Source organism: Solibacillus sp. FSL W8-0372, from assembly GCF_037969735.1.
In the GTDB taxonomy this organism is placed as follows: domain Bacteria; phylum Bacillota; class Bacilli; order Bacillales_A; family Planococcaceae; genus Solibacillus; species Solibacillus faecavium.
On the sequence record NZ_CP150204.1, the window covers coordinates 797,791 to 817,280 of the forward strand.

Genomic DNA, 19,490 nt, shown 5'->3' on the forward strand with positions numbered 1-19,490 from the left:
TCATCCCTTTTTCAATTTATGAGGAGGCTTTTAGCAAATGCGGAGCTTTTTTTGCTGTCCAAAAATAGGCAAGCATGAAGCAGCCAATTAAAACGATCGCCCCTAAAATATAAGGAGAATCACGGTTCCAATCGAAAAGAACGCCCGCAAGTGCAGGTCCAAACATATTGCCTAGACTCATGTACGCGTTATTCATACCAGCTGCAAACCCTTGTTCATTGCCAGCAAGCTTGGATATGAGCGTATTTACAGCTGGGCGAATAAAGGTTGTAGCGATTGAGAATAAGGTAGCAACAACTAAAATAATGAAGAAACCACTAATATAAATAAATAGCAGCATAGTCACTGCAGCCAGCAGCAAGTTTACTAAAATAACTTTTACTTCCCCGAAACGCTTAAATAATTTATTGACAACATACATTTGCAATACAACACCTGCAAAGCCGCCAACAGTTAATATTATCGCTATTTCTCCAGGTGTGTAGCCAAATTTATTATCTAAATATAGCGTTAAAGTCGCTTGGAAATTTGATATACCAAAGCTAAATGTAAAGACGACTATTAAAAAGATGAAATAGGAGGTCTTTACAGATTTAACTAACTGTTTTGATAAATTTTCCCTTGGCGCTATAACTGACTGAGTATTTTTTATATTAGGCAAATATATAGCAGATAAAATGGCTGCAATAAATGCAACACCCCCAGCTAAGAAAAATGGAAACGTTAAATTTACATTGGATAAAAACCCGCCAATACCTGGTCCAATCATAAAGCCTAAAGACATGGCTGCTCCAATCATGCCCATTCCTTTTCCGCGTTCTTCATGGGTTGTGATATCAGCTACAAAGGCCATAATAGGAGGCATAATAAACGCCGCGCCGGCACCACTTAAAAAGCGTGATAAAAATAGTACCCATACTTCAGTGGCTAGTCCAAATAGGATTTGGGCACAGCCATAGACAATTAAGCCGCCTATGATAAACATTTTTCGACCATGTCGATCTGATAAATCCCCTGCAATCGGGGAGAGGAGAAACTGGGCAAGTGCAAACCCTGCAATTAAAAATCCAAGGACTTGTCCGCCAACACCGAATAATTGCAAATAAGCCGGCATAACAGGGACAATAATGCCAATCCCACCCATTGTAATAAACATATTAAACATTAATAAATAAAGTGCCAATTTATTAGATTGTTGCGTCATATAATGCCAGCCTTCCATTAAAATATTTCGATTGTAGAAATATATATTTCCAATAGCATACCATATTGTACAAACTTTCACGATAGATTACATCATTCCTTTGAAGGAATTTATATATTGAAAGTTAAAAAGAATATTGCCAAAATAAAGCTATATTAAAGAGGGGTTGTTTATATGAATTATAAATTTTGGACAGTAGTGATGGTACAAAAAGACGATAAAGTATTATTGCTCAATCGTCAGCATGATCATTTTAAAGGCTACATACCACCGGGGGGCAAAGTAGACTTTCCAGAAGGATTTGCACAAGGAGCAATCCGTGAAGTAAAAGAGGAGACAGGTCTAGATGTACTTTCCTTAACATTTAAAGGAATTTCCCATTATACAAATGAAGTAAAAAAAGATCATTTTATTATTTATAATTATTGGACGGATGACTTTATAGGGGAACTGCTCACAAATTGTGATGAAGGAACATTGGAATGGGTGAAAATTAGTGAAGCAAAAAACTACCCTATGCAGGAAGATATTCAGGTTCGTTTCGATTACTTTTTCGAACCAGGAACTTTTGAGATTCATATGATTTGGGATGAAGAAAATGATTGTCTGGATAGAAGGATTATACATAAGTTATAAAAATAGGACAGCCGAAAAGTCAGAGAAAAATCGACTTTTAAGGCTGCCCTTAATTTTTATTAAAAACTCATCTTAAATTCCAAGAAGTATTCATTATATTTTCCGAGCCATTCAAGGCCTAGGTTTTCATATACTTCTAACTTTTCACGTTGATCATGTGAAGGGTAGAAGCGCTCATCACTAACCACTTCTTCATCCAATAACTCCCAAGCTGCTTCATTTGGTGTTGAATAGCCAACATAGTCAGCATTTTGGGCAGCATTTTCTGCATCTAGCATAAAGTTAATGAATTTATGTGCCCCTTCAATATTTCTTGAAGTTTTAGGGATAACCATATTATCAAACCATAAGTTGGAACCTTCCTGTGGAACAGCGAATTCCAATTCTTCATTTTCCCACATCATATCAGCAGCTTGGCCTGAGAAGGTAAGTGCGACTGCGGCTTCGTTATTAATCATAAGTGGTGTAATTTCATCACCAATGATTGCTTTAATGTTTGGTGAAAGCTTAATTAAATTGTCTGTTGCTTCACGCAGCAATGCATCATCTTTTACATTAAGGGAGTGACCGATTGAGTTAAGCCCCATACCGATTACTTCCCTTGATCCATCCACTAGGAAAATTTTTCTTTCCAGTGAAGGATCCCATAGGTCATCCCAAGATTCGAATGTTAAATGGTCTTCAATTAAATTAGGGTTATATACAACTCCAACCGTTCCCCAGAAATAAGGGATCGAATACTCATTAGCTGGATCAAACGGTAAATCTAAAAAGTCTTCGTTGATATTTTGTAAATTCGGTACTAAACTATGGTCGATTGGGATGAGTAATCCATCTTCCTTCATCGATTCAATTGTATACTCGGAAGGAACTGCAATATCATATGCAGAGCCTCCTTGCTGTACTTTTGTTAACATCGCTTCATTTGAATCAAATGTTTCGTATGTTACTTTAATACCTGTTTCTTCTTCAAATTTATCGATTAACTCTGGATCGATATATTCGCCCCAGTTAAAGACTGTTAATGTGTCCTTGCTTCCAGCAGATCCAGCAGACTGCATCCGGTCCACTGCTACAAACAGAAGGGCACAGGCAATGACAATAGCAACTGTTGCTTGAATTAAGTCTCTCATTGATGTCCCCCCGTTGCTATTGATTTTGAACGTTTATTAATGAAGTAATACCCGATAACGATTAACACTGTTACGGCAAATACCAATCCTGAAATAGCATTGATTGTTAAAGAAATTCCGGCGCGGGCCATTGAGTAGATTTCCACCGACAATGTACTAAACCCGTTACCTGTAACGAAGAAAGTGACTGCAAAATCATCAAGTGAATATGTTAAGGCCATAAAAAATCCTGCGAAAATACCAGGAGATATATACGGCAAAATAACACGCATTAATACATCACGTTTTGTCGCACCTAAATCTCTTGCGGCATCAATTAATGAAGTATTCATTTCAAGCAATTTTGGTAAAACCATGAGCACTACAATCGGTACACTAAATGCAACATGCGATACTAGTACAGAGGCAAACCCTAACTTTACACCAATCATCGTAAATAAAATAAGGAAGCTTGCACCGATTACAACATCCGGTGAAACGATAAGGACATTATTTAATGAAAGCAATGTATTACGCATTTTTTTATCCTTTATTGAAATAATGCCAATAGCGCCCAATGTCCCGATTATTGTTGCGATCAGGCCTGATAAAAGGGCAACGAGCACTGTATTAAGTAGAATAATGATTAATCTTGAATCCTCAAATACTGCTGCGTAATGCTCCAGTGTGAACGATTCGAAATTATTCATACTGCCACCACTATTGAATGAGTAAAAAATTAAATAAAATATCGGAGCATAAAGGACCGCGAATACGAAAATTAAATAAATTTTCGACATAGATGATAATTTTTTCATTAAACGCGTCCTCCTTTAGATTTTTGTCTAGTAAATAACATTGTAAGAACCATAAATAGAATTAAGAATACGGCAATTGTCGAACCCATTCCCCAGTTTTGAGATACAAGGAATTGTTGTTCAATGGCAGTACCTAAAGTAATGACTTGGTTTCCGGCAATTAAACGTGTGATCATGAATAAAGATAAAGCTGGGATAAAGGTAACCTGAATACCTGATTTTACGCCATCAATTGTTAATGGGAAAATAACTCGGCGGAAGGTTGTCCAGCTGGATGCACCTAAATCACGTGCGGCATAGATTAAAGATGGATTCATTTTGTCTAAAGAATTGAAAATCGGAATTATCATAAATGGAATGAAAATATATACCGATACGAAAACAAAACTAAAGTCTGTAAATAAAATTTGCTTTGGATTAAAACCAAACACTTCAATCATTGCATTAATTGGGCCGTATAAACCAAAAATACCGATGAATGCATAAGTTTTTAAGAGTAGGTTAATCCAAGATGGAATGATAATGAGCATAAGCCATAATTGCTTATGTTTCGTTTTTGTTAATAAGTAGGCAGTAGGGTAGGCAAATAACAACGTAAATAGCGTAATCAGAAATGCATACCAGAAGCTGCTCAATGTCATTTTTAAATAAACTGGTGTAAAGAATTTTGCATAGTTGGTTAAAGTGAAGTTACCATTCAAATCAAGAACAGAATAATAAACGATTAACGCAATTGGTGCAATAACGAATAATAAAATCCAAAAAATATAGGGAATTAACGGGCCTTTTGCTGTCTTATTCATAGTCTTCGTCCCCATAAGCTTCCAAACGTTTGTCGAAGTCCGCTTCTGTCTCATTTAATCTCATAACGTGAATAGCTTCAGGATCAAAGTCCAATCCAATTTCAGCTCCAACATCTGCTTTTTTCAATGAGTGGACTAACCATTCATTTCCGTCCTGATCATACGTTGATAATTCGTAATGAACACCGCGGAATAATTGAGTATCAACAGTAACAATTAACTTGCCGTTTTCCGGTGTTGTGATTTCCAAATCTTCCGGACGAATGACAACGTCAATCTTTTCGTTTGGCTTCATCCCACCGTCAACACATTCAAACTCTTTTCCAGCAAATCGCACTTTGTAATCTTCAATCATTAATCCATCTACAATGTTGGACTCTCCGATAAAGTCTGCTACAAAACGGTTAATTGGCTCATCATAAATATCCACTGGAGTTCCGGATTGTTTAATTTCCCCATTAGAAAGAACAAAAATTTCATCACTCATTGCCAAAGCTTCTTCCTGGTCATGTGTAACAAAAATAAACGTTTTGCCCAATCGCTGCTGTAATTCACGTAACTCATACTGCATTTCTGTACGTAATTTTAAATCAAGTGCTGATAATGGCTCATCCAATAAAATAACTTCTGGATCATTAACGATAGCACGTGCGATAGCGACACGTTGACGTTGACCACCGGACATTTCTGAAATTTCACGGGTGCCATAGCCTGCTAAATTGACGAACTTTAATGCCTCTTGCACGCGGTCATTTATTTCTGCTTCTTTCACTTTTTTAATACGTAAGCCAAATGCTACATTTTCAAACACATTTAAGTGAGGGAACAGCGCATAATCCTGGAATACGGTATTTACTTGGCGTTCATTTGCCGGAACATCGTTCATACGTTTTCCATTAAAAAATACATCACCTGTTGATGCGTCAGTAAAACCAGCAATAATACGTAAAATAGTTGTTTTACCACATCCGGATGGACCGAGTAATGTGTAGAACTTACCACGTTCTAGTTCGAAGTTAATATTTTTTAAGACAACTGTACCGTCATCATATGATTTTGTAACATTTTCAAAGCGAATAATCGTGTTATTCATTTAAGTAGCCTCCTGATTTATAAGTAAGATTGAGTTGCGACAAGGAGTAACTTTGTTATTCCATTATGCGCATTAAAAATTTGATGGTTGGAAGATGCTTCATAATAAACAGCATTTCCTTCACTTGCGATATATTCCTCGTTTCCGAGAACAACACGGATTCGCCCTTTAACTACATAAATGAAAGTTTCCGCTAATGATGGTTCGAATGCTTTAAATTCTGCATCCTTATGGAGAGTAATAAATACCGGCTCCATCTCTTTTTCATTCGAAGTAGGAATGAGCCATTCAATTTCATACTTTTTATCATGATCAGTAAAACTGGTTTGATCATCTTTTGTAAATACAATTTTTTCATTTTTTTGTTCATCATCAAAAAAGTCCCGTGGTGAACACCCGAGAACTTCCAATAAGTTGAATAATGTTTCAATTGAAGGTGAGTTTAAATCTCGCTCTAATTGAGATATATAGCCTTTCGTTAAATCAGTGCGCTCTCCAAGTTCTTCCTGGGTCAGCCCTTTTTTTATGCGTAACGCTTTAATCTTCGTCCCGATTTGCATCAAGTCACGCTCCTTATACATAACCAATTTGTTTACATATGATAAACATCCAGTAAGGAAGTTTACTATTACAAAACTTTTAGTTTACGAAAATAATAATAATTATACATAATATACGGGGATTTTCAAGTATATTTGTGAAATGAAAGATATTATTTGTTTAGTTACTGGACATTTGTTCGGTACAGAAAAAAACTCCTTTACATATGTTACAGCGAGGAGGATGCGATTGAGAATTCGGACAATAATGCCTTCGCTAAGCGGGGCTACAAAAGTTATTAATAAAAAACATATGAAAGAGTTATCAGATATGCCGACATTAATTTATTTTTGGGCCATGAGTTGTTCGCAATGTGAACAATCCATAGAGAAATTGAATAATATTGGTAATATTTTCAATGATCGATTAAATATTCAAGCGATTCATATGCCAAGGGAAGAGCTCGACTTTTCTTCAGAATTAGTAAGGCGAAAAGTAAAGGAATTAGGTATAAATTACCCTATTCACCTAGATAATGAACTTATCATTAGCGATAGGTTTGGAAATAAAATTGTACCAGCTTACTATTTATTCGATCAACAACAGAAATTGCGCTTCTATCATGCTGGAGCTTTAGCGACTAAATCCCTGCAAGGAAAAATTGAGCGTATTATTTAATGACAATATACATTTTTATAAGTTAAAATGAATGGCAACTGGATGTTCGGAGGAGATACAATGAAAAAAGAATTTGTAGTAATAGGGCTAGGGCGCTTTGGAGGAAGTATCGTACGCGAGTTGGTTAAGCAAGGAGCGAATGTAATGGCAATTGATACAGATAGTGAACGTGTCGATGAATTTGCCCGTATTGCCACTCAAGCAGTAGTAGCTGATACGACAGAGGAAGAAACAATTAAATCACTAGGGCTCTGGAACTTCGAACATGTAATTGTCGCAATTGGGGAAGATATCCAATCGAGTATTTTAACAACCCTTATTTTAAAAGAACTTGGTGTTCCACAAATTACAGTAAAAGCACAAAATGATTACCATGAAAAAGTATTGCTTAAAATCGGAGCAGATTTTGTTGTGCATCCAGAACGGGATATGGGCATTCGTATTGCTAATAATATGATGTCTAATAGTGTACTTGATTATTTGGAAATCTCCAGTGAGCACTCAATTATGGAAATCAAAGCGAATGAAAAGATTGCAGGTCATTCATTGATTGAACTGGACGTTCGTGCAAAATACGGTGTCAATATTGTTGGCATTACACGCGGAGATGAAATTATGATTTCTCCAGCAGCGACAGAGCGTATTCAGTTAGGGGATGTTTTGCTGATGATTGGTGCTGACGTAGACATTAATCGTTTTGTGAAAAAAGTTGTTCAAAAGTAGCCGATACTTAACAAAAAATTAAAATAAAAATACCCGCCTACAATAAGTAAGCGGGTATTTTTATGGAAAATCACCTAAATGGCTTTACCAATTTTAATTATACTTCCATTATAATTGGTAAAATCATAGGACGACGTTTCGTTTTTTCGTATAAATATGGACCTAATACGTCCGTTATTTCGTTTTTCAAATCGTTCCATTGTGTATCTTTTTCCTGAATTGTGCTGTTTAAATGATAATTCAACATTTTTTGTGCTTCATTAATCATCATGCCTGATTCACGCATATAAACAAATCCTCGAGAAATAATATCCGGACCTGAAACGATTTTGTTTTTCGCCATATCAACACTTACAACAACGATAACTAAACCTTCCTCAGAAAGGATACGACGATCTCGCAGTACAATATTTCCGATATCTCCAATACCATTGCCGTCAATATACACATCACCTGAAGGAATGCGGCCGGCAACATGTGCTTCATTTGCACTTAATGCCAATACATCGCCATTTTCCATAAGGAATGAGTTTTCCAGTGGTACTTCACAGGCTTCCGCCAATTCAGTATGGATTTTTAACATACGGTATTCACCATGAATCGGCATAAAGAATTTCGGTTTCATTAAACGTAGCATTAGTTTTTGTTCTTGCTGTGAGCCGTGACCAGAAGTGTGAATATTATTTAATGCACCGTGGATAACTTCTGCACCGGCACGGAATAATAAGTTAATAATTTTGTTTACGCTCATCGTATTTCCTGGTACTGGTGAAGAAGAGAATACAACTGTATCACCAGGCTGAATTTGAATTTGACGATGTGTTCCGTTGGCAATACGCGATAAAGCTGCCATTGGCTCACCTTGAGAACCTGTACATAAAATCATTACTTCATTTGCAGGTAAACGATTTAAGCTTTGCACATCAATAAAGGTTTCTTTAGGTGCAGTGATATATCCTAATTCACGACCGATAGTAATAGCGTTATCCATTGAACGTCCGAAAACGGCAATTTTACGGCCATATTTTACAGCTGCATCTGTCGCTTGCTGCAGGCGATGAATATTCGAAGCGAATGTCGCAAAAATAATACGACCATCAACTTTACGGAAAATTTCATCAATGCTTTTCCCGACTGTACGTTCAGACATTGTAAAATCAGTTTTTTCTGCATTTGTACTATCTGATAGTAAACAAAGTACACCATCGCGGCCAATTTCGGCCATTTTTGTTAAGTTTGCAGGCTCTCCAACTGGAGTAAAGTCAAACTTAAAGTCCCCTGTATGCACGATATTGCCTGGTGGTGTTTTAACTACTACACCATATGCATCGGGTATACTATGGGTCGTACGGAAGAAGCTTACGGCTGTTTTACGGAATTTAATAACATCGTCTTCTTTAAATTCGATTAATTTCGTAGAACGTAATAAACCGTGTTCTTCCAATTTGTTGCGAAGCAGTCCCAATGCAAGCTTTCCGCCATAAACAGGGATATTAACTTGACGAAGTAAATAAGGAATACCGCCAATATGATCTTCGTGGCCATGTGTGATAAATAAGCCTTTAATTTTGTCTACGTTTCGAACTAAGTACGTATAGTCTGGAATTACGTAGTCAATTCCAAGTAAGTCGTCCTCAGGGAATTTAATACCTGCGTCAATTAAAATGATTTCATCTTGGAATTGTACTGCATATGTGTTTTTGCCGATTTCGCCCAGTCCGCCGAGTGCGAATACAGCCGCTTGATCATTCTTAACGAATTTCATAACAATTAAGCGTTCTCCAGACGGAAATTAGGGCTGTTTTGTTCGTATTCTAAATAGTTGCCTTCTAGAAGTTGAACAAGCTCGATATTATAATTTCGGTCTTTTAAATAGTGACGTACTTCACGTTCAGATGACGCCTCTAAATAAAGAGTTTTTGTGTTTTCGCGAACTGGAATCTCAGTGATGTTTTCTTGATAATAAACTTTGTAAATCATAGTTACTCTCCTTTAATTACGAACATTATTACTGCATTTCTAATAAGTAGAAAAATGCATTTCCTTTATATTATCATGGGAGTCCTTTAAAATAAAGAAAAGCCCATCAAATACATGAACATAACGATTGAATAAAAACTAAAAAATGGTACGTCCTTAAATAGGGCGCACCAATCAATGAAGTGTTTAGGCAATTAATTTTTTACCGAGGATGCCTTTTAATCGTTTCCGCCATTTCTGTTTGAGACGTTTTAACATAGGTCATCACTCCTCGCTCTCATTATACTAAATATTCAGATTTCTGTAAAGGGTCTTTGAAAATAAAGGAGAATTTAAGTTGAAAAGATTATTATTTTTTGATGTAGATGGAACACTGTACGATTCTAATAAAAAATTGCCGAATTCTGCAAAAGAAGCGATTTTCAAAGCGCGTGAAAAGGGTCATGAAATTGCGATTGCAACAGGTCGAGCTCCGTTCATGATAAAAGATATATTGGAAGAATTGCAGATTGATACATATGTGACGTTCAATGGACAATATGTTGTTTATAAAGGAAAAGTTATTTATACCGATCAAATTGCAAATGAAACGCTAACGGAAATTTTAAGCTTCGGTTCACAAAGAAATCATCCATTTGTTTTTCTTAATGAAAAAGAAATGATTGCCTCGGCAGGTGATTATGAGAGTATCGAACAAAGCCTGGCTACACTTTATTTTCCGTACCCGCAAATCGATGCAAACTATTATTTGCATACGCCAGTCTATCAAACATTAATTTTTATAAATGAACAGGAACAGCCAATTTATGAACAACAGTTTCCTGAAGTGCAATTCGTCCGTTGGCATCCCCAATCATGCGATATGTTGCCAAAAGGGGGATCGAAAGCGAACGGTATAAAAAAATTGCTGGAGTATACCGGTTACTCAGATGAACAGATCGTTACCTTTGGGGATGGGCTAAATGATATCGAAATGCTTTCGGAATTCCCTCAAAGTGTCGCAATGGGGAATGGTCATAAAAAAGCGAAGGAAGCAGCGTCAATGATAACAGCGCATGTAGATGAAGACGGGCTGGCTCTGGCGATGGAAAAACTTAAACTAATATAAAATAAAGAAATTGATTTCGTTCATTCATTTGAAGAAATCAATGGTATTCACTGGTAAACTTTATTTTAAAACAAAAAACTGTAGACAAACTTGAATTTCTTCAAGTTTGTCTACAGTCTGACGCGTGTGAATATTTAATTCACACGCGTTTTTAGTATTAATCTCTACCAAATGGAATGCTATTTTCAATTACCTCAAATGGGTCTTTTTCGTTTATTCGATCGTAAAACATGATACCGTTTAAATGGTCAAGCTCATGTTGAAAGGCGATAGCAGGAAGTCCTGATAAACGCATTTTCTTTTCTTCTCCGTCCACAGTCATAAATTTAACTGTGATCCGAGCATAACGAGGAACATAGCCTGGAACAGCGCGATCTACAGATAGGCATCCTTCGCCGCTCGTTATATAAGTCTGCTCAACAGAATGACTGACAATTCTAGGGTTGACGGCAACGAAGCTTAATAACTCACCATCTTCGTTTTCCAAATGTAGGGCAAACATCCGCTTTAAGCTGTTTACTTGGTTAGCAGCCAAGCCAATGCCCCCTCGTAGATTATACTTTTCGGCAATCTCAGGATCTTGGCTATTAATTAAATACTGCAACAAATCCTCTGCAAGTTTGCGGTCTTCCGCAGACAACGGAAAGGAAACCTCCTCTGCGCGTGTTCGTAATGTGGGATGGCCCTCACGAATAATGTGTTCCATTAAAATCATGTGAAACTTCCTTTCAGTAAAAACTTATTGGAATAAGTATACACGACTCTTGATAAGGGAAGTAGAAAAAACTTCGGGATTTCCGATTTAAGAATTCGAATTAAGGGAATAAATATTGTTGAAGAACTATTAACAGAATAATAATAGAATGTTTTAAAGTTTTCTATTATAGTACAGCGAAAGAGATTTTGTGATACAGGTGATGTAACTGTATCAATTTGAAGTTAAATATGAAAAATCTTTAATAAAGATGGTAAACAATGATTGACCGATAGATTTTTATTCATTATACTCGGGGTAGAGTTATATTGTACTAGTAAAAATAATGAATTTTTTAATACAGTTTAAAGGGGATGTAAACAATGGCAGATAAAATGATGAATCAATTGGATCCAGCTGGAACGTTACAGGAAATTGAAAGCAAGTTCGAAATGTTCCAAGTATTGAATGAGCAAGGTGAAGTTGTAAACGAAGCAGCGATGCCGGATTTAAAGGATGAGCAATTAGTTGAGTTAATGAGTCGTATGGTTTATGTCCGTATTTTAGATCAACGTTCAATTTCATTAAACCGACAAGGGCGCTTAGGCTTCTACGCACCTACTGCTGGTCAAGAAGCATCACAGCTTGCTTCCCAATATGCATTGGAAAAAGAAGACTGGATTTTGCCTGGTTATCGTGATGTACCTCAAATTGTTATGCATGGTTTACCATTGTGGAAAGCATTCCTATTCAGTCGCGGTCACTTTATCGGAAACCAAGTTCCGGAAGGGGTAAATATATTGGCACCGCAAATTATTATTGGTGCACAATATATTCAGACGGCAGGTGTGGCACTTGGTTTACAAAAGCGCGGTTCAAAAACAGTTGCAATCACATATACAGGAGATGGTGGTTCTTCACAAGGTGACTTCTATGAAGGGATTAACTTTGCAGGTGCATTCAAATCACCGGCTATCTTCATCGTGCAAAACAACCAATTCGCAATTTCAACACCACGTGAATTACAGACTGCAGCAAAAACAATCGCGCAAAAAGGTATAGCAGCCGGCATTCCATCTATATTAGTGGACGGAATGGATCCGTTAGCTGTTTATGCAGCGACTAAGGACGCTCGTGATCGTGCAATTCGCGGTGAAGGTCCAACACTTATTGAAACAATGTGTTACCGATATGGTCCACATACAATGGCAGGAGATGACCCAACACGTTATCGTACTACTGATACTGATAATGAATGGGCAGCAAAAGATCCATTAGTACGCTTCCGTAAATTCCTTGAAGCTAAAGGTTTATGGGATGAGAAGAAAGAAGAAGAAGTAATAGAGCGTGCAAAAGAGGAAATTAAAGAAGCAATTAAAGAAGCCGATAAAGCTCCAAAACAAAAGGTAACAGAGTTAATGGATAATATGTATGATGGTGAAATGCCAGCAAACTTAAAAGAACAGTATGCGATTTATAAAGAGAAGGAGTCGAAATAAGCCATGGCACAAATGACAATGATTCAAGCAATTACAGATGCATTACGTTGCGAATTAAAAAATGACGAAAACGTTTTAGTATTCGGTGAAGACGTTGGTGTAAACGGCGGGGTTTTCCGTGCTACAGAAGGTCTTCAAAAAGAATTTGGCGTTGATCGTGTATTTGATACGCCACTTGCAGAATCAGGAATCGGTGGTTTAGCAATTGGTTTAGCGTTAACTGGATACCGTCCAGTGCCTGAAATTCAATTTTTCGGCTTCGTTTTTGAAGTAATGGACTCAATTAGTGGTCAATTAGCTCGTATGAAATACCGTTCAGGTGGTACGTATAATGCACCTGTAACGATTCGTTCCCCATTTGGCGGTGGTGTTCATACACCGGAAATGCATTCGGATTCTTTAGAAGGTTTAATGGCTCAATCACCAGGTTTAAAAGTGGTAATTCCATCAACACCGTATGATGCAAAAGGTTTACTAATTGCATCAATTCGTGATAATAACCCAGTTATTTTCTTAGAGCATTTAAAACTTTACCGTTCGTTCCGTGAAGAAGTTCCTGAAGAGTCATACACAATTGAACTTGGTAAAGCAGATGTAAAACGCGAAGGGAAAGACCTTTCAATTATTTCTTATGGCTTAATGGTTCACGAAAGTTTAAAAGCGGCAGAGGAGCTTGAAAAAGAAGGTTACTCGGTAGAAGTAATCGATTTACGTACGATTCAGCCTTTAGATATCGATACAATTATCGCTTCTGTTGAAAAAACAGGTCGTGCAATCGTCGTTCAAGAGGCGCAAAAGCAAGCAGGTATTGCAGCAAATGTTGTAGCAGAAATTACAGAGCGTGCAATTCTTTCATTAGAAGCTCCAGTATTACGTGTTGCTGCACCAGATACGATTTATTCATTCCCTCAAGCAGAGGGTGTATGGTTACCAACATATAAAGACGTAATGGAAACTGCGAAGAAAGTTTTAACATTCTAAGAATTGAGGGTGAGAAATTATGGCATTTACATTTCGATTACCAGATATCGGAGAAGGTATTCATGAAGGTGAAATCGTCAAGTGGTTCGTTAAAGCTGGCGATCAAGTCAAAGAAGATGATATTTTAGCTGAAGTTCAAAATGATAAAGCGGTCGTGGAAATTCCATCACCCGTAGAAGGTACAGTTGAAGAAATTTTGGTGGAAGAAGGTACAGTGGCAATTGTTGGAGATGCCCTAATTCGCTTTGATGCACCAGGTTATGAAGATTTAAAATTAAAAGGTGATGACCACCACGAATCAAATGAATCGAATAAAACAGAAGCACAAGTGCAATCCACTGCTGAGGCTGGTCAAGATGTGAAAAAAGAAGAAACTAAAACAGATAAAAGTGCAGATTCTGCTCAGCCAGAAGCCCCTGCTGAAACAGAAAAAGCTGCATCGCCGTCTGAAACAGAAACTTCAGGCAAACGCATTATCGCTATGCCTTCTATTCGCAAGTATGCTCGTGAAAAAGGTGTCGAAATTCAGCAAGTTTCAGGTACAGGCAAAAATGGCCGTGTATTAAAAGAAGACATTGAGAGCTTCCTAAACGGAGGTCAAGAGTCGGCTTCTGAAACAGAAGAAGTAAAAGAGACTCAACAGCCACAAGGAGAAGAGAAACAAGCCGAAACAAAACAAGCTGCTCCTGTTACACTTGAAGGCGAGTTCCCTGAAACACGTGAAAAAATGAGCGGTATGCGCAAAGCGATTGCAAAAGCGATGGTTCATTCAAAACATACGGCTCCGCACGTAACGTTAATGGATGAAGTGGATGTAACAGAACTTGTTGCACACCGTAAGCAATTCAAGGATATTGCAGCAGAGCAAGGTGTTAAATTGACGTATTTACCGTACGTTGTGAAGGCTTTAATCTCGACTTTGCGTAAATATCCTGAATTCAACCGATCACTGGATGACGCAACACAGGAAATTATTCAAAAACATTACTATAATATTGGTATTGCTGCTGATACAGAAAAAGGTTTATTAGTTCCGGTTATTAAACATGCTGATCGTAAGTCAGTTTTTGGCCTGTCACAGGAAATTAATGAACTGGCTGTAAAGGCACGTGATGGTAAGCTAGCATCTCATGAAATGAAAGGTGCTTCAATATCCATTACAAATATCGGTTCTGCAGGTGGTCAATGGTTTACACCAGTAATCAATCACCCTGAAGTTGCGATTTTAGGAATTGGTCGAATTTCAGAGAAACCAGTAATAAAAAATGGTGAAATTGTAGCAGCACATGTGTTAGCATTATCATTGAGCTTTGATCATCGTATGATCGATGGTGCGACTGCACAAAACGCTTTAAATCATTTAAAACGTTTATTAAGTGAGCCGCAACTATTATTAATGGAGGCGTAAAAAAATGGTAGTAGGAGATTTTCCAATCGAACTAGATACTCTTGTAGTAGGTTCTGGCCCTGGTGGATATGTTGCAGCAATTCGTGCAGCACAAACAGGTCAAAAAGTTACAATCGTTGAACGTGGAGCATTAGGTGGAGTTTGTTTAAACGTAGGCTGTATCCCATCTAAAGCATTAATTTCAGTAGGTCACCGCTTTGAGCATGCACAACATTCAGATGATATGGGTGTTACTGCATCAGAAGTAAAGCTTGACTGGTCTAAAGCACAAGCATTTAAAGACAGCGTTGTTAAAAAATTAGTAGGCGGCGTTGAAGGTTTATTAAAAGGGAATAAAGTAGACATCGTAAAAGGTGAAGCGTATTTCGTAGATGCAAACACTGTACGTGTTATCGATGGCGATAAAGCCCAAACATATACATTCAAAAATGCAATCTTAGCAACAGGATCTCGTCCAATCGAAATCCCAACATTCAAATTTACAAAGCGCGTAGTAAGCTCAACTGGTGCATTATCTTTCCCTGAAGTACCAGGTAAATTAGTAGTAATCGGTGGCGGTTACATCGGAACTGAGCTTGGTTCAGCTTATGCTAACTTAGGTTCTCAAGTAACAATTATCGAAGGCGGAAAAGATATTTTAGCTGGTTTCGAAAAACAAATGACGCAAATCGTTAAAAAAGGTCTTAAGAAAAAGGGCGTTGAAGTTGTAGTAAACGCATCTGCTAAAGGCGTTGAAGAAAACGAAAACGGCGTTGTAGTTACTTATGAAGCAGGTGGCGAAGAGAAAACAGTTGAAGCGGATTACGTTTTAGTAACTGTAGGTCGTCGTCCGAATACTGATGAAATGGGCTTAGAAGAAGTAGGAGTTAAATTCGCAGAGCGCGGTTTATTGGAAGTTGACAAACAAGGTCGTACTTCAGTTTCTAACATCTTTGCAATCGGTGATATCGTTGCAGGTCCACAACTTGCTCATAAAGCTTCTTATGAAGGTAAAGTTGCTGCAGAAGCAATTGCTGGTGAACCATCAGTAGTTGACTACTTAGCAATTCCAGCAGTATGCTTCACAGATCCAGAAATGGCAACTGTAGGATACTCTGAAGAAACAGCTAAAGCTGAAGGTCTTGAAGTGAAAGCTGCTAAATTCCCATTCGCTGCAAACGGTCGTGCATTAGCACTTAACCAAACAGAAGGCTTTGTGAAATTAGTTGCTCGTAAAGAAGATGGCTTACTTGTAGGCGCTCAAATCATCGGTGCTGGAGCATCTGATATGATCGCTGAAATGGGTCTTGCTATCGAAGCTGGTATGACAGCTGAAGACGTAGCATTAACAATTCACGCTCACCCAACTTTAGGTGAAATTACGATGGAAGCTGCTGAAGTATTATTAGGCAACCCAATCCACATCGTATCTAAATAATAATGATTAAAGGCTATGCAGTTGAAAATACTGCATAGCCTTTTTGTTATCTATATGGATGGATATATTCAAAAGTAATAATGGTATATTTTATATTATAGTAAGAGAATGAAATAGACAGAAATTTCTAATAGTCGTACAATGAAAGTGTGTGCAAGGGGGTTTTTAAGTGGATGTTATACGTACAATCGCTCAAATAGGTATCATCATTTTATTTTATTTAATAGGAGAATACATAGTTTCGTTAACTGGAATTATCATACCGGGAAGTATCATTGGACTTGTATTATTATGGTTATCACTTTATTTCAAAATATTGAATGTGAAATTCATTCAAAAGGGTGCTAGTTTTATGTTAGCATTTTTAACCTTATTTTTTATTCCTTCCACTGTAGCAGTAATTAACTATCCGGAATTACTTACGGTGTCTGGTGGGCTCCTCATATTGGCGGTAATTATAAGTACAATATTCGCGTTAGTCATTACAGGGAAAGTTAGTAGAATTATTGAGGAAAAAGAAAAGCGAAAAAAGGAGGAGGAACATGTTACCACAAGTTCTGCTAAGTCTCTTTATCATAAGTAGCACAGTGTTACTTTTCGTTTTACTGAATAAACTGTACTTGAAAATTGGCAATCCTTTTTTGTTACCTATTCTAACTGTTACTTGCATTACGGTAGCGGTTTTGTTGATCTTTAACATACCGTACGAAACTTATATGGAAGGCGGTCAATGGCTATCAAAAATGCTCGGTCCTGCAGTTGTAGCATTAGCCTTTCCGCTTTATAATCAACGGGATATTATTTTCAAATATAAATACTCAATTATAATTAGCATTATTGTGGCAATGTTAGCGGGTCTTATAAGTGTTGTAGCGTTTCTTTTACTGTTTGGATCAAGTAAAGCCTTTATCTATACTTCTTTACCTAAGTCATTGACGACACCAGTTGCGATGCAAGTAAGCGAACTTGTAGGAGGGATTCCACCTCTAACTGCAGTGTTGGTTATGGTAGCAGGTTTTACGGGTGCTATTTTGGGACCTATATTATTTAAAGTATTTAATATTGACACAGCTATTAGCCGAGGAGTTGCTATGGGAAGCGCTTCGCATGGTGTAGGCTTAACAAAGCTAAAGGAATATAGTGAAGAGGATTTATCTATAGGATCATTATCAATGGGGCTCAGTGCGGTTGTAGGGGCATTTATAATACCGCTCATTTCAATCTACTTCATTTAAAAAACAGACGACATATTAGTCGTCTGTAATGATATTAATATATTGCTTTTCTCTCTTTTATAACTCGTATATTCTGTAACGTACTATCTTCAGGACCTTGCACAGGAAGACCCGCTTCAACATTCATCTTAATGAAATCAATATTACTTTGCGTAATGATTTCCCCGGGAATAAAAATAGGAATCCCTGGTGGGTATACCATTATAAACTCAGCACAAATGTAACCTTCAGAAAGTGCAAGCGGTATGCTTTCTGTTGGTGCATAAAAAGCATCCCGTGGTGACATGGCAAGCGCAGGGATTTCGGGAATTTGAACATTTGTCTCTGTAATAGAAGCTTCTGATTCAAATGCTTTTGACATACGTGTTAGAGCATTGATAAGTAAATTTATTTCTTTTTTAGAATCTCCAATCGTAACTAAACATAGAATATTGTATAGATCTGATAGTTCGATTTCTAAATTGGCATTTACTCGAAGCCATTCTTCAGCTACATGACCTGTAATCCCTAAATCTTTTACACTTATTAATAGTTTCAATGGATCCATATCGTAAGTTGCAGATGTACCGAGCTTCTCACGCCCCACACAATGAAGATGCGGGATAGAATTGATGCGTTTACGCGCATCTTGTGCCAAACGAATCGCATCGTCCAACAAATTCTGCCCGTTAACTGCTAATTGACGACGTGCTGTATCAATTGAAGCAAGCATAGGGTAGGAAGTGGATGTAGTAGTTAACATTGAAAATACAGATTGTACACGTTTAGCGGACACAAGGCCCTCTCTAACGTTTAATACTGAACTACCTGTCATTGAACCACCTAACTTATGTGTGCTCGTTGCAGCCATATCTGCGCCTGCTTGCATTGCCGATAAGGGTAAATCATCATGGAACTTAATATGAACGCCGTGAGCTTCATCTACAATTACAGGAATGTTTCTCGCGTGAACAATGTCAACAATACGTTTTAAATCTGCTACAAAACCAAAATAAGTAGGGTTAATAACAAGTACTGCTTTAGCATCCGGATATTTCAATAGTGCACGCTCAACTGACTCAGGTGAAATACCATGGGAGATGCCAAGCTCACTATCTACTTCAGGATGGATAAAAATTGGGATAGCACCCGCGAAAACAATCGCTGACATAATTGATTTATGTACATTCCGCGGTACTATTATTTTATCGCCTGGACCGACGACAGTTAAAATCATCGTCATTATGGCGCCACTAGTACCTTGTACGGAAAAGAATGTATGGTCAGCCCCAAAGGCTTGGGCAGCAAGGTTTTGTGCTTGCATAATCACACCTTTAGGAGCGTGTAAATCATCTAGTGGAGCAATATTAATTAAATCAATTGATAAAACGTTGTCGCCTACAAATTCTCTGTAAGCTGGATCCATTCCCTGTCCTTTTTTATGACCTGGAATATGGAACTGAATAGGATGTCTGTTGCGATGCTTGAGTAATGCATCAAACAAAGGAGTCTCTAACTGTGACAACGCAGGTACCACCTCACTATATTGTAATTTTAAAACAAGTGAATTATAGCACCTATT

At 37.5% G+C, this 19,490-nt stretch carries 20 protein-coding genes; 10 read left to right on the forward strand and 10 right to left on the reverse strand.

What is annotated here, in order from left to right:
• Positions 1-16 precede the first annotated feature (16 nt).
• Positions 17-1,204 (reverse strand): MFS transporter, encoded by a 1,188-nt coding sequence (locus MKY13_RS03780; protein ID WP_191698748.1) that lies wholly within the window; start codon positions 1,202-1,204, stop codon positions 17-19.
• Between the two features lie 174 nt (positions 1,205-1,378).
• Between MKY13_RS03780 and MKY13_RS03785 the strand changes: the two genes are divergently transcribed.
• Complete coding sequence (locus MKY13_RS03785; protein ID WP_191698564.1) at positions 1,379-1,840, forward strand: 8-oxo-dGTP diphosphatase; 462 nt, start codon at positions 1,379-1,381, stop codon at positions 1,838-1,840.
• Positions 1,841-1,899: 59 nt separating this feature from the next.
• Here MKY13_RS03785 and MKY13_RS03790 read toward each other — a convergent pair whose 3' ends face one another.
• The 5 genes from MKY13_RS03790 to MKY13_RS03810 are packed head-to-tail and all read right to left on the reverse strand — an operon-like array spanning position 1,900 to position 6,226.
• The gene (locus MKY13_RS03790) at positions 1,900-2,973 is read right to left on the reverse strand and encodes an ABC transporter substrate-binding protein (RefSeq protein ID WP_339215391.1); all 1,074 of its coding nucleotides are present in this window, start codon (positions 2,971-2,973) and stop codon (positions 1,900-1,902) included.
• Positions 2,970-3,770 (reverse strand): ABC transporter permease, encoded by an 801-nt coding sequence (locus tag MKY13_RS03795; protein WP_339215392.1) that lies wholly within the window; start codon positions 3,768-3,770, stop codon positions 2,970-2,972. Before MKY13_RS03795 ends, MKY13_RS03790 begins: the two co-directional genes overlap by 4 nt.
• Positions 3,770-4,573: an ABC transporter permease gene (locus MKY13_RS03800; protein ID WP_191698561.1), complete on the reverse strand. Its 804-nt coding sequence runs from the start codon at positions 4,571-4,573 to the stop codon at positions 3,770-3,772. The genes MKY13_RS03795 and MKY13_RS03800 overlap by 1 nt, the downstream gene beginning before the upstream one ends.
• Positions 4,566-5,666, reverse strand: a complete 1,101-nt coding sequence (locus MKY13_RS03805; RefSeq protein ID WP_339215394.1) for an ABC transporter ATP-binding protein — start codon at positions 5,664-5,666, stop codon at positions 4,566-4,568. The genes MKY13_RS03800 and MKY13_RS03805 overlap by 8 nt, the downstream gene beginning before the upstream one ends.
• A gap of 17 nt (positions 5,667-5,683) precedes the next feature.
• A complete protein-coding gene (locus MKY13_RS03810) occupies positions 5,684-6,226 on the reverse strand; it encodes an XRE family transcriptional regulator (protein WP_191698559.1) in 543 nt (180 codons plus the stop codon).
• Positions 6,227-6,368: 142 nt separating this feature from the next.
• On the opposite strand from MKY13_RS03810, the gene MKY13_RS03815 reads away from it, so the two are divergent.
• Both MKY13_RS03815 and MKY13_RS03820 read left to right on the forward strand, forming a co-directional pair.
• The gene (locus MKY13_RS03815) at positions 6,369-6,884 is read left to right on the forward strand and encodes a TlpA disulfide reductase family protein (protein WP_339215396.1); all 516 of its coding nucleotides are present in this window, start codon (positions 6,369-6,371) and stop codon (positions 6,882-6,884) included.
• Positions 6,885-6,944: 60 nt separating this feature from the next.
• A complete protein-coding gene (locus MKY13_RS03820; RefSeq protein ID WP_191698557.1) occupies positions 6,945-7,607 on the forward strand; it encodes a TrkA family potassium uptake protein in 663 nt (220 codons plus the stop codon).
• 97 nt (positions 7,608-7,704) lie between these two features.
• Here the strand turns inward: MKY13_RS03820 and rnjA are convergent, their stop codons facing one another.
• Positions 7,705-9,372 (reverse strand): ribonuclease J1, encoded by a 1,668-nt coding sequence (rnjA, locus tag MKY13_RS03825; RefSeq protein ID WP_191698556.1) that lies wholly within the window; start codon positions 9,370-9,372, stop codon positions 7,705-7,707.
• Positions 9,373-9,377: 5 nt separating this feature from the next.
• On the reverse strand, positions 9,378-9,587 hold the full coding sequence (locus MKY13_RS03830; protein ID WP_191698555.1) for a DNA-directed RNA polymerase subunit epsilon: 210 nt from the start codon (positions 9,585-9,587) through the stop codon (positions 9,378-9,380).
• A 337-nt stretch (positions 9,588-9,924) separates the two neighbouring features.
• Here MKY13_RS03830 and MKY13_RS03835 point away from each other — a divergent pair, with 337 nt between their 5' ends.
• On the forward strand, positions 9,925-10,695 hold the full coding sequence (locus MKY13_RS03835; RefSeq protein WP_191698554.1) for a Cof-type HAD-IIB family hydrolase: 771 nt from the start codon (positions 9,925-9,927) through the stop codon (positions 10,693-10,695).
• A gap of 157 nt (positions 10,696-10,852) precedes the next feature.
• Here MKY13_RS03835 and def read toward each other — a convergent pair whose 3' ends face one another.
• Positions 10,853-11,410 carry a peptide deformylase gene (gene def, locus MKY13_RS03840; RefSeq protein WP_191698553.1) on the reverse strand — a complete coding sequence of 186 codons (558 nt, stop codon included), beginning with the start codon at positions 11,408-11,410 and terminating at the stop codon, positions 10,853-10,855.
• Between the two features lie 362 nt (positions 11,411-11,772).
• Between def and pdhA the strand changes: the two genes are divergently transcribed.
• From pdhA to MKY13_RS03870, 6 genes are all read left to right on the forward strand, one after another.
• The gene (gene pdhA, locus MKY13_RS03845; protein ID WP_191698552.1) at positions 11,773-12,888 is read left to right on the forward strand and encodes a pyruvate dehydrogenase (acetyl-transferring) E1 component subunit alpha; all 1,116 of its coding nucleotides are present in this window, start codon (positions 11,773-11,775) and stop codon (positions 12,886-12,888) included.
• A gap of 3 nt (positions 12,889-12,891) precedes the next feature.
• Complete coding sequence (locus tag MKY13_RS03850; RefSeq protein WP_191698551.1) at positions 12,892-13,869, forward strand: alpha-ketoacid dehydrogenase subunit beta; 978 nt, start codon at positions 12,892-12,894, stop codon at positions 13,867-13,869.
• Positions 13,870-13,888: 19 nt separating this feature from the next.
• Positions 13,889-15,277: a dihydrolipoamide acetyltransferase family protein gene (locus tag MKY13_RS03855; protein WP_191698550.1), complete on the forward strand. Its 1,389-nt coding sequence runs from the start codon at positions 13,889-13,891 to the stop codon at positions 15,275-15,277.
• A 4-nt stretch (positions 15,278-15,281) separates the two neighbouring features.
• Positions 15,282-16,694, forward strand: coding sequence for a dihydrolipoyl dehydrogenase (gene lpdA / locus MKY13_RS03860; RefSeq protein ID WP_191698549.1), 1,413 nt, complete (start codon positions 15,282-15,284; stop codon positions 16,692-16,694).
• A gap of 169 nt (positions 16,695-16,863) precedes the next feature.
• A complete protein-coding gene (locus MKY13_RS03865; protein WP_339215402.1) occupies positions 16,864-17,277 on the forward strand; it encodes a CidA/LrgA family protein in 414 nt (137 codons plus the stop codon).
• The gene (locus MKY13_RS03870) at positions 17,237-17,929 is read left to right on the forward strand and encodes an LrgB family protein (RefSeq protein ID WP_339215404.1); all 693 of its coding nucleotides are present in this window, start codon (positions 17,237-17,239) and stop codon (positions 17,927-17,929) included. Before MKY13_RS03865 ends, MKY13_RS03870 begins: the two co-directional genes overlap by 41 nt.
• Positions 17,930-17,963: 34 nt before the next feature.
• On the opposite strand, the gene MKY13_RS03875 is transcribed toward MKY13_RS03870, so the two are convergent.
• Positions 17,964-19,433, reverse strand: coding sequence for an aminotransferase class I/II-fold pyridoxal phosphate-dependent enzyme (locus MKY13_RS03875; protein WP_339215406.1), 1,470 nt, complete (start codon positions 19,431-19,433; stop codon positions 17,964-17,966).
• Between the last annotated feature and the right edge of the window lie 57 nt (positions 19,434-19,490).